This window comes from Prevotella sp. MGM1 (assembly GCF_002933775.1).
Classification (GTDB): Bacteria; Bacteroidota; Bacteroidia; order Bacteroidales; family Bacteroidaceae; genus Prevotella.
On the sequence record NZ_BEWV01000206.1, the window covers coordinates 81,632 to 98,162 of the forward strand.

At 34.3% G+C, this 16,531-nt stretch carries 8 protein-coding genes; 5 read left to right on the forward strand and 3 right to left on the reverse strand.

All coding sequences use genetic code 11. The features are described 5' to 3' along the window. Genes MoGM_RS09845 through MoGM_RS09855 form a run of 3 tightly spaced genes read left to right on the forward strand, consistent with a single transcriptional unit; the run spans position 1 to position 8,155 of the window. Positions 1–2,034: a DUF5686 family protein gene (locus MoGM_RS09845; RefSeq protein ID WP_104369904.1), complete on the forward strand. Its 2,034-nt coding sequence runs from the start codon at positions 1–3 to the stop codon at positions 2,032–2,034. After that, a complete protein-coding gene (locus MoGM_RS09850) occupies positions 2,034–5,237 on the forward strand; it encodes an exodeoxyribonuclease V subunit beta (RefSeq protein ID WP_104369905.1) in 3,204 nt (1,067 codons plus the stop codon). Before MoGM_RS09845 ends, MoGM_RS09850 begins: the two co-directional genes overlap by 1 nt. Further along, the gene (locus MoGM_RS09855) at positions 5,234–8,155 is read left to right on the forward strand and encodes a PD-(D/E)XK nuclease family protein (protein ID WP_104369906.1); all 2,922 of its coding nucleotides are present in this window, start codon (positions 5,234–5,236) and stop codon (positions 8,153–8,155) included. Before MoGM_RS09850 ends, MoGM_RS09855 begins: the two co-directional genes overlap by 4 nt. Positions 8,156–8,260: 105 nt before the next feature. Here MoGM_RS09855 and glgP read toward each other — a convergent pair whose 3' ends face one another. Then, positions 8,261–10,831, reverse strand: a complete 2,571-nt coding sequence (glgP, locus tag MoGM_RS09860) for an alpha-glucan family phosphorylase (RefSeq protein ID WP_104369907.1) — start codon at positions 10,829–10,831, stop codon at positions 8,261–8,263. Positions 10,832–10,844: 13 nt separating this feature from the next. Next, a complete protein-coding gene (locus MoGM_RS09865) occupies positions 10,845–12,512 on the reverse strand; it encodes a glycogen/starch synthase (protein WP_104369908.1) in 1,668 nt (555 codons plus the stop codon). Positions 12,513–12,649: 137 nt separating this feature from the next. Between MoGM_RS09865 and MoGM_RS09870 the strand changes: the two genes are divergently transcribed. Then, on the forward strand, positions 12,650–13,075 hold the full coding sequence (locus MoGM_RS09870) for a hypothetical protein (protein WP_146078717.1): 426 nt from the start codon (positions 12,650–12,652) through the stop codon (positions 13,073–13,075). 24 nt (positions 13,076–13,099) lie between these two features. On the opposite strand, the gene MoGM_RS09875 is transcribed toward MoGM_RS09870, so the two are convergent. Beyond that, positions 13,100–15,418: a penicillin-binding protein 1A gene (locus MoGM_RS09875; protein ID WP_104369910.1), complete on the reverse strand. Its 2,319-nt coding sequence runs from the start codon at positions 15,416–15,418 to the stop codon at positions 13,100–13,102. 165 nt (positions 15,419–15,583) lie between these two features. Between MoGM_RS09875 and pyrB the strand changes: the two genes are divergently transcribed. Then, entirely contained in the window at positions 15,584–16,531 is a 948-nt protein-coding gene (gene pyrB, locus MoGM_RS09880; RefSeq protein WP_104369911.1) for an aspartate carbamoyltransferase, read from the forward strand.

Below are 16,531 nucleotides of genomic sequence, written 5' to 3' on the forward strand. Positions count from 1 at the left end.
ATGAAAGAAAGATGGTCCATAATATTAATAGTACTGGGTATATATTTTTTTATACCCAGTATTATTTTATGTAAACCAATCAATGATTCTCTTATTTTCAATAAAGTTTTTTCATATAAGCGCAATTATACAGAACCGATAAAGGGTGAGGAGTATGGTATATATTTGAAATATAGTTTTAAAACCCAAAGGCGCAACCCTACCCTATTTTTAATTCCAACAATGTATACAATAGCTAAAGGAGAACGACATTATATTGGAGAGACCTATGGCAAAATAGTATTCAATAATATTGTTAATTATGAAATAAAACCACAGGTAGCAATAGGCAACATTTCTCATTATCGTAAAATAATGCCTGTAATATTCAAATATACAATCCCACAATTATATGAAATGTCATTATTTAATGATAAAGTTCTGTCCCCTTTTAATTATAATAACAGGAAATTTTATAAGTATATAATAGACAGCATAAGTAGTCAAAACACTAAAATACTATTTGAGCCACGAGTAAACAGTACTCAACTCATAAAAGGTTTTTGTCATGTTAATAATTCTACTGGAAGAATTGAATATACAAGTTTTACCGGAGAATATGATATGATCAGGTTTATGACAAATATAGATATGAGAACAAATAATTCATACAATTTGATATTACCACAATATAGTAATACAAAGATTTATTTTAAGTTTTTAGGAAACGATATTGAGGCTTCTTTTGATATATTTTATGATCCGCAAACCAATATTTTTCATTCTGATTCAATAAAGAACACATCAAATTATATTTTGATGAATAAGGTGCGTCCTATACCTCTTACAAATACAGAAGATAGTATATATAATGAATATTTCAATAAAAAAAGTAATAATGATACTATCGATTACGATAAAAAACAAACTCAGGCATCTAAAATAAAAGAAGTAGCCTGGGATATAATCGGTGATCATATTTTAAACTCAATGAAAGCAGAGACAGATAATGCCTATTTGCGTCTTTCGCCTATATTTAACCCTCTTTACCTAAGTTATGGTCATAGTCGTGGATTATCATATAAAATGAGGATTAACGGTCATTATAACTTTTCATACAACAAACAAATTTCATTTAATCCATATTTTGGATATAACTTTAAAATAAAAAAAATATACCTTACCGCTCCTTTACGATATACATTTAATAGAAAAAAAAATAGATGGATTGAGTTTGTTTTCGCTACAGGAAATCGGATAACTGATTCAAGAGTTTTAGATATCATTAAAAATGAAAATCGTGACACTATAGATTTTTCAACTCTGAAATTAGATTATTTCAATGATAACATTCTAAAATTATCAACAAATACCAATATAAATAAACATATATCAGTATTATTTGGATGCATTTATCATTATAGAAATGCAGTAAATAAAAATAATATGGCTGATTTGAACAAACCTACTTCATATCGTAGTTTTGCTCCAAATATATCTATACAATTGAATCTAAATTCAAAAGGACCAATTATTACTGCAAACTACGAACGTTGCATATCAAAATTCTTAATGTCAAATATGGAGTACGAAAAATGGGAATTTGATTTATCTTTCAAAAAAAAATGGCAGAATCTAAAACGATATACAGTCCGAACTGGTTGCGGGTTCTATACAAATCGTTCTACATCATTCTTTGTTGACTTTTCTAATTTTCATGAAAACTATCTTCCAAATGAAGATAACGATTGGACTGGGCAATTTCAATTATTAAACAGTCAATGGTACAATGCTTCAAAGTATTACATTCGTACCAATATGTCCTATGAATCCCCTTTGTTATTTCTAACTTGGCTCCCCTGGTGCGGTAAGTATATTGAAAACGAAAGCATTTATATTAGTGCATTACAAATAGAGCATACACGCCCTTATTTTGAAGTTGGATATGGAATTACAAACAGATACTTTTCACTAGGAATATTTGGAAGTCTTCTAAATGGAGGATTTTATGAAATCGGATATAAATTTACATTTGAATTATTTAGGAATTGGTAATGAACAATATTATTGATAAGCTTTTACCGCTAACTATATATAAGGCCAGTGCCGGAAGTGGCAAAACATTTACATTGGCAACAGAGTATATAAAATTATTAATCAAAAATCCTCTTGATTACAAACACATTCTTGCTGTTACTTTTACAAATAAGGCAACAGAAGAAATGAAAATGAGAATTTTAAGCCAATTATATGGTATTTGGAAAGAACTTCCCGACTCTAATGTATATGCAGAAACTATATGTAAAGATTTAGGTATATCACACAGTAAAGTAATATCGCAAGCCAGAATCGCATTAAACTTTCTGATGCATAATTACAGTTATTTCAAAGTTGAGACTATCGATTCTTTTTTTCAAAGAATCTTTCGTAATATATCCAGAGAATTGGATATTAATATAAATATGCGTTTAGAGCTAAATGATAGTCAAATAGAAGAAAAAGCTGTAGATGAGATTATTGAAGAATTGGATGAAAATAACAATATCCTACAATGGATAATCTCTTACATTAATGAAAAAATTTCTGATGATAAAAGTTGGAATGTTATTCATCATATAAAGAATTTTGGGAAAACAATATTTAATGATTACTACAAACAAGAAAGTCAGTCATTAGCTCTAATTATTGATAACGGTAATTTCTTTGAGAAATACATCACAGTTCTTAGGAAAGACAAGGAAACCGCACAAAACTACATGCAAAGAATTGCACAAACTTTTTTCAGCACACTCGAAGAAGCCAACCTGTCCATAGATGATTTATCTAACAAGTCAAGTGGGGTTGCAGGTTTTTTCTTGCATATTAATAATGGAATTTTCGATGAATCCATAGAGAAAAAACGTGTCATAGAATGTCTTAACTCTGCAGAAAAATGGTCTACAAAGACCCATCCTCAAAAAAACTATATACATAAAGTCGCAACAGATAAATTAATGCCCATTTTAAAAAAGGCATTCGAAGAACGTCCTATCCAATGGAATAAATATAAATCTTCAGATCTTACTCTCCGTCATCTATACCAACTTAGATTATTAGATATAATTGAAAAAAAAGTTAGAGAAATAAATGAAAGAAATAACTGTTTTTTATTAAGTGATACACAAAATCTATTAAAATCTTTAATTGGTGACGACGATTCCCCTTTCATTTTTGAAAAAATAGGCAGTTATTTGAAGCATATAATGATAGATGAGTTTCAAGATACAAGCTATATACAGTGGGAGAATTTTAAGATCTTATTAAAAGAGTGCATGAGTCATAAAGATACAAAAAATCTAATTGTCGGCGATGTCAAACAAAGTATATATAGATGGCGTTCAGGTGATTGGGAATTATTAAATAGCATAGAGTCACAATTTGAACGCCCTAATCAACAATTAAAAATAGAAACATTACAAACAAATTACAGATCACAAAAGAATATTATTCTTTTTAATAATACTTTCTTTTCAAAAGCAATTGAAATAGAATGTGATAAAATATATGACTCAAACTATTCTACTCTACTCAAACAAGCTTATGCAGATGTTTGCCAAACGATACCGGATAAACGTCAGGATAAGGGATATATAAATATAAAACTGTTGCCAAAAGAAAACTACCAGTATTGTGTTTTAGAAGAGATCAGAAATTCATTGCATAAACTAATTGACAATGGTATTTCATCAAATAATATTACCATATTGGTTCGTAATAATAAATATATTCCTATTATTGCGGAATACTTTACAAAAAATGAGCCGGAGTTTAATATTGTATCAGACGAGGCATTCCGACTTAGTGCATCACTTTCTATAAACATACTCATATTGTCACTTCGTTTATTAATAAAACCTAATGATCGAATTACCAAATTGGCATTAATGAAAGCATACATCAGTTCACAGAACGATGATTATGATGAATGTTATTTTATACATGAGGATTCAGAGAATATTTTGCCATATGAGTTTACAAATGAAATAGCAAATCTTCAAGAAATGCCTTTGTATGAGCTGGTAGAACGATTACTTGATATATTTAAGCTTAAAGAGATTAAAGGACAAAGTGCATATATATGTGCGTTCTATGATTATTTAGATACATTCATATCCAATAACGTTCCATGTATTGCTAATTTCTTGGAAGAATGGGATTCCAACACATGTAACAAAACTATACAAAGCGATAGTTTTGAAGGCATTAGAATAATTTCCATACATAAAAGTAAAGGGTTGGAATATAATAACGTTATCATTCCATTTTGTGACTGGCAAATAACACAAAGAGAGATATTATGGTGTAAACCTAATATCTCTCCTTACAACAAATTGCCTATCGCTCCAATCGACTATAGCAAAAGTATGATTGGCACTATATATGAAAGAGATTATCATCATGAGTATTTACAGAATACAGTTGATAATCTAAACCTTTTATATGTTGCATTTACACGGGCATGTGACAATTTATTTGTTATTGGCAAAAGAGATACCACAAATTCAAGATCTAATCTTATCCAATTATGCTTACCACACATAGCCAAAGAACTGCAAACAAACTTCATTAAAGAGGAGAATAAATCTATTCCCATTGAATTTGAATATGGGAGTATTTGTGAAGAAAAAAGCAATAAGGAAAAAAAATCATCAAATGTATTCCTGAAAAAACCAGAAATTATTAAAATCCAGTTGAAGACATTCAAAGAAAAGATTGAGTTTAGGCAAAGCAATAAAAGTCGTACATTCATTGGAAATGATGACATAGATAGTGCAAGAATGAAATATATCAATGCAGGTAATGTTCTGCATCATATTTTTTCAAAAATACACACAACAGAAGATATTGAAATAGCATTAGAGAATTTGGAAATAGATGGGATACTTAATTCATTTACCAAAAGTGATATTAGAAAAATGTTAAATGAAAGACTTGAAAATAAAAAAATAGCTGATTGGTTCTCTGGGAAATGGGATATACATAACGAATGCGCCATATTATATAAAGACAAGACAAACGGCTCTGTCCAAATACGCAGACCTGATAGAGTTATGACTGACGGCAACAAAATGATCATAGTTGATTTTAAATTCGGTATTCCTCGTGAAGAATACAAACAACAATTGCAGGAATATATGAATTTAGCTGCAAACATGGGATATAAGAGAATAGAAGGATATTTATGGTTTGTATATAGTAACAAAATAGAAAAGTTATGAAAGATTTTTTAGAATATGTAGCCCAAGATATAGTAGATAAGTATGGTTCTGATCTATCCAGGATAGCTATTGTTTTTCCTAATAAGCGAGCTTCTCTCTTTTTTAATGAATATCTTGCCCAAATTACAGAAAAGCCTATATGGTGTCCTAATTATATAACAATTAGTGAGCTTTTCCGCTCACACTCGTCATTTACAATCGCTGATCCGATAAAGTTGATATGTGAATTGCATAAATGCTTTCTTGAATGTACTAAAAGTTCCGAAACCCTTGATCATTTTTATAATTGGGGGCAAATGCTTCTTTCTGATTTTGATGATATAGACAAAAACATGGCTGACGCAAGGAAAGTTTTTATGAATGTGAGAGACATCCATGAATTGGATGATATATCATATTTAAATGAAGAACAGATAAAAGTATTAAAAAAATTCTTCAGCAATTTCAATGAGGAGCATAATTCTGAATTGAAAAAACGCTTTTTAAATCTTTGGAACAGGATATATGATATTTATAAATTGTTCAATAGCAAATTAAGAATTGAGAGACAGACTTATGAAGGAGCTTTATACAAACAAGTTGCCAATGACAATTATGTTGAGTTCAAATACGAACAATACATATTTGTTGGATTTAATGTTCTTCAGGAAGTTGAAAAAAAACTTTTTAAGCGCTTAAAAAAAGAAGGGAAAGCTGTTTTTTATTGGGACTTTGATCTGTATTATATGAAAAACCATAATATGAATGGTCATGAGGCCGGACATTATATTTCTTCATATTTAAGTGATTTCCCCAATGAATTAGACACTAATAATGATGATATATATAATAATTTCAATAAACCTAAAAACATTACATGTATTTCTGCTTCAACTGAAAATGTACAGGCCCGATATGTAAGTACATGGTTGAAAGAAAAAGATAGAATATCTGCCGGAGCACGTACTGCAATCATATTGTGCAATGAAAATCTATTATTACCAGTCATATATAGCATTCCAGATGATGTAAATTCCATAAATATAACGACTGGGTATCCTTTATCACAAACCTCAATAGCATCTTTTTTGTCGTTATTGATTTCATTGCAAATCAATGGTTTTATCCCTTCTTCCGGGAAATATAGACTGAAAGATGTTAATTATATTTTACAACACCCATATATAAAGTATATTTCAAAAAACTATAATATGCTTTATAATGCTCTAAATCAAGAAAAAAAAGAATATTATCCTACTCCTGAATTATTGTGTATAGACAAAGGTTGTACTTTACTCTTTCAGAATATAAATAATGGTGGAGGGGTATCATTGATTGAATCTATAACAAAATGGATTATTGATATAATAAAAGAAATAGCTTCAAATGTAAAAGAGATCAAGCATCCGTTACTGCACGAATCATTATTTCGCACATATACATTGATAAATAGATTCTATAGTCTAATACTATCTGGTGATTTGAATGTTGATGTTATTACTTATCAACGGTTAATTAATCAAGTCGTTAATACAACATCAATACCATTTCACGGAGAGCCTATTGAAGGCATACAAATCATGGGAGTATTGGAAACAAGAAATATTGATTTCACCAATCTATTGATTTTATCTGTCAATGAAGGTAATATGCCCAAAGATATAAATGACAACTCTTTTATTCCTTATAATATTCGTAAAGCACACAATCTCACTACAATAGACAACAAAATAGCCATATATGCCTATTATTTTTATAGATTGCTGCAACGGGCAAAAGATATTACAGTTTTATATAATAGTTCCACGGAAAGTCAAACGAGAGGCGAATTAAGTCGTTTCATGCTACAAATAATGGTGGAAAGCAACCATAATGTAATCAATAAAACATTGCATGCAGACTCTAAACCAATGATATTTGAAGCAAAAGAAATCGATAAGAATAAAACAATCGCTGATTTGCTTATAAATAGATTTGATAAAAACAGTGAAAGAAACAAAGAAAGAGTAAATTCACCTTTACTCACTCCCACTGCGATTAATCAATATATGAGATGCCCCAAACAGTTTTATTATAATTATGTATGTGGAATAAAAGATAAAGAAGAGGACATCATAGATAAGATTGACAATCGGGTTTTCGGAAATATATTTCATTCGGCATCTCAGAAAATATATCAAAATCTGCAAACAATCAATAATGGCATCATTACACATGAATGTTTAAAAGAATGTTTAGACAACCGCAAGCAAATAGAAGACATTGTTGATGAAGCTTTTATGGAAGAATTGTTTAAATCAGAAAAAGAATCACGCCCCAATTATACCGGATTGCATTTAATAAACCGTCAAGTCATAATTACATATATTCGAAAATTGCTTAAGATAGATATGCAATTTACTCCATTTCAAATCATAAGTCTGGAAGAAGACGTTATCGCAGACTGGAATATTAGTATTAATGCCACATCTTTTACAACTACAATAGGAGGTCGTGTTGATAGATTAGACTGTATTACAGATAAATTCGGTAAGCGAATAAGAGTCATTGATTATAAAACAGGCAATAAAAATATTGAATCTTTAAACAATATAGATGATATTTTTGATACTTCAAATATTTCCAAGCATATTGATTATTATTTTCAATCATTTTTATACAGTCTTATTATTCGATCGTCTGCAAATACTGACATTTCACATCTACCAGTAAGCCCAGCATTATTGTTTATACAACATGCTTCAACAAAAGACAGCTATGATCCTACTCTATGCTTATCTAAAGAACCTGTAATAGACATATTTGATGTAAAAAAAGAATTTGAAGAATTGCTGTCTCACACAATTAATGAGATATTCAATATGTCTATACCATTTACACCAACATCAAACAATGAGACATGTACCTATTGTCCCTACTCACTAATTTGCAGATTATGAAACTGTAAATTAGGTTTAAGTTTTACCATAAAGATTAGTCCTAAAAGCATTTGCTTTTAGGACTAATTAAAATAATATCACTTATACTTAATCTATGTAATCATTCTATGCATTCGGAAGTTCTATCCATTTAACATAACAGAAGTCTTGGCGATGAGGTAGCTTATCGCACTTTGGATACATTCGAACTGCCGTCTTGAATATTCCGGCATTATTAGATTCTAATTTTCCTTCAAAAGTATAACAATTACCATCATGCGCAACTACATTAAATGGAATTATATTTGAAATCCGCTCTTCACCGTTCTTGTCCTGTGTAATAGAAACAAGTTCCAGACCAACAGCATCATCCAGCCCCTGCTCGTCTATAACATATTTCAAAGAGTAGTTTTTACCCATTTCTATGCCCGTTGACGGTATATCCCACTCAGAAGAAACAACCTTTATTGAGTCCCAACGTTCTGCCACGGCCTCTTTCCATTGAGCAATATCTTTGGCCAAACGATAATTATCAGCAGCAAGAGTCTTAAAGCGTATGGCCTCTTTTTCATAGAACTTATCATAATAATCATCAAGTTGCCGCTTCATTGTATAATGAGGTGCTATTTGGGCAATAGAATTCTTTATCACCTTTATCCAACCCTCGCTAAATCCTTTTTCGTTTTTATTATAATATAGCGGGATTATCTCACGTTCAAGAAGACTATAAATTGTTGCCGCATCAAGTTTGTCTTGATAACCTTGGTTCTGATAAGTGCGTTTTTCTGTCAAAGCCCATCCTGCGCCTTCACGATATCCTTCAAGCCACCAACCGTCAAGAACAGACAGATTAACGACACCATTCATTTCGGCTTTTTCTCCTGAAGTACCAGATGCTTCAAGCGGACGTGTAGGAGTATTCATCCAAATATCGACACCTGAAACCAACCGACGAGCTAATTGGAAATCATAATTTTCAAGGAATATGATTTTTCCTAAAAACTCGGGGCGTTGGCTGATCTCATAAATTTTCTTGATTAAACCTTGACCTGCTCCATCTGCCGGATGCGCTTTACCTGAAAACAAGAACTGTACAGGATGTTCCGGATTATTTACAATCTTAGCTAAACGGTCAAGATCTGTAAACAACAGATGCGCACGCTTATAAGTTGCAAATCTACGACAGAAACCTATCATCAATGCATTCGGATTAATTTTTTCAAGCAATGACACTACACGCGATGGATCTCCTTGGTTTTTAAGCCATGCCTCACGGAATTGCAAGCGGATATAATCAACCAATTTCTGTTTAAGAGCCATACGTGTATTCCAAATCTCCTCGTTTGGTACATTATATATGGCCTCCCAAATACTTTGGTTGCTTTGATCACCCATAAATGACTTATCAAAGTACTTAGAGTACAACTGACGCCATTCTGTAGCAGTCCAAGTAGGGAAGTGCACACCATTGGTCACATATCCGACATGGTTCTCTTCCGGATAATAACCTTTCCATATCGGTGAAAACATTTTCTGACTCACCCAACCGTGGAGTTTACTTACGCCATTAACTTCTTGGCATGTATTACATGCGAAGACAGACATACAGAATTTTTCTCCATGATCATCAGGATTATTACGTCCCATTCCAATAAACTCATCCCAAGTAATGCCCAACTTTGCCGGATATGCTCCCATATACTTACCAAACAATCCCTCATCGAAATAGTCATGACCCGCCGGAACAGGAGTGTGAACTGTATATAATGAAGAAGCTCTTACAAGCTCCATAGCTTGGTTAAATGTCAAACCGCCATCTATATAATCGCATAAACGTTGCAAATTACATAAAGCGGCATGTCCCTCATTGCAATGATAAATATCTTTGGTAATACCAAGTTTTTTGAGAGCAAGCACACCTCCGATACCAAGAAGTATTTCCTGCTTCAACCGATTCTCCCAATCACCACCATAAAGAGAGTGAGTGATCGGCTTGTCAAATTCTGAATTCATTTCATTATCGGTATCCAAAAGGTACAATTTTATTCTACCTACATTCACACACCAAACATAGGCATGAACCTGATAATTTGTATAAGGGACATCTACCACCAACGGATTTCCGTCCTTATCAAGTTGACGAACAATCGGTAATGAATTGAAATTTTGTGACTCATACTTAGCTATCTGCTGGCCATCCATGCTAAGTGACTGTGTGAAATATCCGAATCGATATAAAAATCCTACGGCACACATATCAACATTGCTGTCAGAGGCCTCTTTCAGGTAATCTCCAGCCAGCATTCCCAATCCGCCGGAATAAATTTTCAGGACATGATTTAAACCATATTCCATAGAAAAGTATGCTACGGACGGACGGTTTGCATCCGGTTTCACATCCATGTATTCACGGAACATTGCATACACTTTATTTATTCTCGCCATGAGAGTTTTATCATTTACAATCTCTTCCTTACGCTCATAGCTAAGTCTTTCCAATAGGAGAACAGGATTGTGGTTTATTTCATGATAAAGCTCCGGATCCAAGTCACGGAAAAGATCTCTTGCCTCGTAATTCCATGCCCACCAGACATTATGTGCAATCTCATCCAGACATTTTAATTCTTCCGGAAGGATTGATTTGACAGTAATCTCCTGCCATTGAGGAGAATTTGCATAATCTGCTTTAATTTTCATAATTATTATATTATTAAATTCTATTTTCTTTACGCTGTTCAGCCCTATTCAAAGCTATATTATACGCTTCCATATAGTATTTTATAAATCCACTCCACAGTGCCTTTTTAGATAATTCTTCCGCTCTCTTTCTTACCTTGTCTACATCTTGCTTTGTAAATTTTGAAAACTCTGTTACGGTATCTTTGATGGCATCGGCTACTTCTGAATAATTGTAATCTGTACGATGAACCACCTTTACTCCGTCTTCAATATCACTATATCCTCCTTTCACTGAATTTACCCATAAGCCAAATCCTGCCAAATCGGTAGTAATGCAAGGAACTTTAAATGCAATAGACTCCAATGGAGTATATCCCCATGGTTCATAATATGATGGATAAATGCACAAATCATTACCTAATACAATATCATAATATGACATATTGAGAACACCGTCATTTCCATCCAAATAACATGGCAGAAATATAACCTTGACTTTATCATTCTTATGATTATGCATATCAAAATACTTCATCATCCCCAAAGTATTATCATGGCTCATTTCATGCAGCCAATGGGTTATCTGGGGAACTTCAAGTGGTGTATCAAAACTTTTTCCACTTTTAATACGCTCAATCAAATCTTGTCGCGGCTCACCTACCCAACCTGGTACCTCTATAAAAGCCAGAACATTACGATTTAAATCCTTGCAGCGTAACAGTCTGTTCATCGATTCTATATATACATCGATACCTTTATTTCTAAATTCATAACGCCCGCTTGTAGATATAATCATTGTTTCATCATCAAGATTATCTCCTAGCAGAGCATTTGCCAAATCAAGCAGTTTCTTTCTTGCAGCCTTACGTTTTTTGGCAAATACAGTCGGTTGGGGAACGAAGCTATTATCAAATCCATTCGGAAGAACCACATCAACCTCTTTGTCCAATAATTCCCTACATTCATTTGCCGTAATCTCGCTGACAGTTGTAAAACAGTCCACATTAAATGCAGTCTGTTTTTCTATGGAATGCTTACTCTGCATATTCAACTCACCGGCCATCTGATCTCCGTTATATGCAAACAGATAATCATAAAGAGGCTTCATATTTCCGGCTATACTTCGTCCGATACTTGTGGCATGTGTGGTAAATACAGTCCCTATCTGAGGCAACTTATTATTTATATACAATAACCCCAAGCCTGTCATCCATTCATTTCCATGATATATGACCCGTTTGTCAGGAGCTATATTGTCATTATAGAAACTCTCTACAACCAAAGCTGCCGCATACGAAAACATCGAGGCTTCATCATAATCACCATAGGAGTGTAAACTATCTACTTGATATTTGTCCCACAACCAAGTATAAATCGTATTTTTCTTTTCAAAAAAAGGTTTAAAATCAACAAGTATTGCAATTGGCTCACCAGGGATTGTCCAACGCCCTATCCTAACATTTAACCCTTCTGCCTCAGCCTTCTTTTTCCATGAGCAGAACAATTCTTTATCTTCTTTAAAATAAGGGCTTTCATTTTCCTGCCAAAAATCAGGACCTATAAATATTATCCTGTCATGCAACATGTCCTGTAATGTCTTTGCGCGTGTGGAAAGAACTGTATAGATACCACCGACCTTATTACATACCTCCCAACTTGATTCAAAGATATAGTCCGGATTTGATATATTTTTTACCATATTAAATCTAATATATGGCAGCAAAGTTACACATTATTTTACATAATTCCGATAAATGAACATATAAATTTCAAAAAAACACCAATTTAATGATTTATATTTAGTAATTTTGTTTTCTAATCAATATAGAAGCAGTTATGAAAAGATGTATTTGGCTTGTATCATTGTTAATCGCCTCAAACATTGGGATTTGCGCTCAAAACAAAACAAGCAACTTCGAAGGATATTTTTTTAATGATGAGTATAATGTATACATACGAATGAATCTTCATTCAAACAATATAATTGTACCCGGACATGAAATGTTCGGACGTTTACCAGGATATTTGGGAAAGAAAAACAACAACTTCTTTTGGCTTATAACATCCGGAAAAATAATCGAATGTGATAAATCGGAATTTGATCTTGTCAACGATTACGGGAGTGAGGATTTAAAAGTATCTTTCATCAAAAAAAATGACAGTATATATATTCTGAGGCAGGAAAGCGGCAACTCTCTTAAAGTGCCTAATAATAGAAAATGGCAGAAACTGCCAAAAGAAATGGAGTTTAAAAAGAAGTGACGGTTTGGAAAAACCGTCACTTTCTCATTCATAAATTTCTTCTATATCATTATCGTCGATAAGACTTTCATCCACAAATGATTCGCAAGGATTATAGCCTTCAGGCATATCAAATCTGTCCCGTTCACTATATTCCAAATTCGGATTTGCCAAAACACGTTTCATATAATAGGCGAATATTGGTAGGGCCATTGTCGCTCCCTGCCCCATCCGCATTGAATCAAAATGGATATCCCTATCGTCTCCTCCAACCCAGACACCACTTACAAGCGTAGGCGTGAAGCCTATAAACCAAGCATCACTATTGTTGTTCGTCGTACCGGTTTTTCCGGCAAGCTCACCTTTAAGATTATATTTAAACCTAAGGCGTCCAGCCGTACCTCCATCAACAACACCTTTAAGCATATATACCATCATACGTGCGCTTTCCGTACTTATAACCTCACTCATACGAGGCTGAAACGTCGCAATGACATTACCATTATTGTCCTCGATCTTTGTTACAAAAAGCGGTTCACAGCGTATTCCGTTGTTCGCAAATGCCGTATATGCACTAACCATCTCTGCCACAGATACATCACACGGGCCGAGACACAACGACATAGACGGATGGATATCAGGATTTTTAATACCATATTCATGCAACAACGCTACAAAAGCCTGAGGGTTCAACTTACTCATCAGATATGCCGATATCCAGTTGTTCGATTGTGCCAATCCCCATTTCAACGGAACCATTTGGCCATATCTGCTATGACTTGAATTGCGTGGAGTCCACGGCCTGCCTGCCACGATATACGTCTGTTGCACATTGGGAGCCATATCACATGGTGACATTCCGTTTTCCATTGCAAGAGAGTAAAGAAACGGTTTAATAGTTGAACCGACCTGACGACGTCCGTCTGTGCACATATCATAATTAAAATGCATGAAATCCAAGCCTCCGACATAAGCTTTCACCGCACCGTTCTGCGGACTCATACTCATGAAGCCGCAACGCAGGAATGACTTGTAATACTTTATCGAGTCAAGAGGCGTCATGGTTGTATCCACTTCACCATGATATGTAAATATCGGCATTTCGGTCGGAGTATTGAATGCTTTTATTATCTCATCTTCCGACGCTCCGGACGACTTCATTTCATGGTATCTATCACTCTGTCTGACAGAACGCATCAATATTTGCCGCACCTGTTTGCTTGTCAGTTTACCGGAAAAAGGAGCGTTGGATTTTCCTTTGTTCTCACGGTTGAAAGCCGGTTGCAAGAATTTAACCACATGATCTCTTGTCGCTTGTTCTGCATATTGCTGCATACGCGAGTCTATCGTTGTATAAACCTTCAACCCGTCTGCATATACATTGTACGGTTCACCGTTCTTTTTAAAGTTCTTATTGCACCAACCATACAAAGGATCGTTCTCCCAATTAATGGAATCCTGATAATACTTTATCTTGTTCCATTCAGTATAATTATTCCGCTCCGGTTTTTTGGCCATCATGTATCTACGCAAAAAATCACGGAAATACGCGGCTATACCATCTTTATGATCAGCAACATGGAAATTCAGTTTCAATGGTTCCGCTGAATACTTATCATATAACTCCCGGCTCAAATACCCGGCTTTCACCATTTGCATCAACACAACATTACGTCTTTCACGACATCTTTCCGGATTACGTACCGGATTAAAATAAGACGGATTCTTGCAAAGTCCTATGAGCATTGCCGATTCCGGAATATTAAGTTTCGACGGTTCCTTGTTAAAATATGTATTTGCGGCAGTTTTAATTCCAACTGCATTATGCAAAAAATCAAAGTAATTAAGATATAAAGCGATTATCTCATCTTTGGTGTAATTACGCTCCAACTGTACTGCAATAACCCATTCTATCGGTTTCTGCATTAATCTCTCCATCACGGTATGAGCCTTTGCCGAGTACAGTTGCTTGGCCAGCTGTTGGGTTATGGTAGAACCGCCACCGGCACTCTTCTGCCCCATCACTCCCCGTTTGACCACTGCACGCACAAGTGCATAAAAATCAATTCCCGAATGTTCATAGAATCTTATATCCTCAGTTGCCACAAGTGCCTCCACAAGCGAGGACGGCAACTGGGAATAATCTATACATATCCTATTCTCCTTATTATAATTCCATGTTCCCATTATTTTGCCATCCGCCGAATACACCTGCGTGGCAAATCTGTTTATGGGATTCTGCAAATCTTCTATAGGCGGCATATAGCCAATCATCCCCTTTGATATTGCCCAGAAAGCCAATGCTCCCACCAGTAATGTGACAATCAGTAATATCCAAAGGAAACGAACAAAAACTTTTCTCATATCAAGAATTATTCATCCGACAATGTCTGTTGTATCAGATGCAAAAATACTTATTTTCGTTTAGAATAAAAAAAATATAGTCGATTTTCTCTCCAATCGCTATTAATAAATCGGAAATAATATGTAACTTAGCACTCAAAATCAGAAAACAAATAACAAAAATGGATGGAAATGCATAATTTTGTGACAATCGCAGACATCACGAAAGAGAAGATTCTCTATATGATAGAGATGGCTCAGGAGTTTGAGAAACACCCAAACAGAGAGATTTTAAAAGGTAAGGTCATTGCCACGTTGTTTTTTGAGCCGTCAACGCGTACCCGTCTTAGTTTCGAGACTGCCGCAAACAGGCTCGGCGCACGTGTAATAGGTTTTGCTGACCCTAAAATAACAAGCGGTACAAAAGGGGAAACACTTAAGGACACTATATTGATGGTATCCAATTATGCGGATACCATCGTCATGCGACATTATATAGAAGGCGCGGCACAGTATGCAAGCGAAGTTTCTCCAGTTCCAATCGTAAACGCTGGAGACGGAGCACATCAACATCCTTCACAATGTATGCTCGACCTTTATTCCATATATAAGACACAAGGGACATTGGAAAACCTGAACATATATCTGGTCGGCGACTTGAAATATGGCCGTACTGTGCATTCTTTGATTATGGCTATGCGCCATTTTAATCCCACATTCCATTTTGTGGCTCCCAAAGAATTATCCATGCCCAATGAATATAAGATTTATTGTAAGGAGCATGGCATAAAATACCAGGAGCATACTGCATTTAATGAGAATGTTATTGCCGATGCCGACATATTGTATATGACACGTGTACAAAAGGAGCGGTTCTCAGACCTCATGGAGTATGAACGTGTGAAGAACATATATATATTGAAAAATGACATGTTGGCAAACGCAAAACCCAATATGAAGATATTGCATCCTCTGCCCCGTGTCAATGAGATTGCTTATGATGTGGACGATAATCCCCATGCTTATTATATACAGCAGGCCGGCAATGGTCTTTTCGCCCGTGAGGCAATATTCTGTGATGTACTTGGAATTACTTTGGACGAAGTGAAAAACGATAAAACCATAATCAGATAG

What these genes read in the sequence shown, in the direction of transcription:
- MoGM_RS09845 (WP_104369904.1), top strand. Translation starts at nt 1, where the DNA reads ATGAAAGAAAGATGGTCCATAATATTAATAGTACTGGGTATATATTTT.
- MoGM_RS09850 (WP_104369905.1), top strand. Translation starts at nt 2,034, where the DNA reads ATGAACAATATTATTGATAAGCTTTTACCGCTAACTATATATAAGGCC.
- MoGM_RS09855 (WP_104369906.1), top strand. Translation starts at nt 5,234, where the DNA reads ATGAAAGATTTTTTAGAATATGTAGCCCAAGATATAGTAGATAAGTAT.
- glgP (WP_104369907.1), bottom strand. Translation starts at nt 10,831, where the DNA reads ATGAAAATTAAAGCAGATTATGCAAATTCTCCTCAATGGCAGGAGATT.
- MoGM_RS09865 (WP_104369908.1), bottom strand. Translation starts at nt 12,512, where the DNA reads ATGGTAAAAAATATATCAAATCCGGACTATATCTTTGAATCAAGTTGG.
- MoGM_RS09870 (WP_146078717.1), top strand. Translation starts at nt 12,650, where the DNA reads ATGAAAAGATGTATTTGGCTTGTATCATTGTTAATCGCCTCAAACATT.
- MoGM_RS09875 (WP_104369910.1), bottom strand. Translation starts at nt 15,418, where the DNA reads ATGAGAAAAGTTTTTGTTCGTTTCCTTTGGATATTACTGATTGTCACA.
- pyrB (WP_104369911.1), top strand. Translation starts at nt 15,584, where the DNA reads ATGGAAATGCATAATTTTGTGACAATCGCAGACATCACGAAAGAGAAG.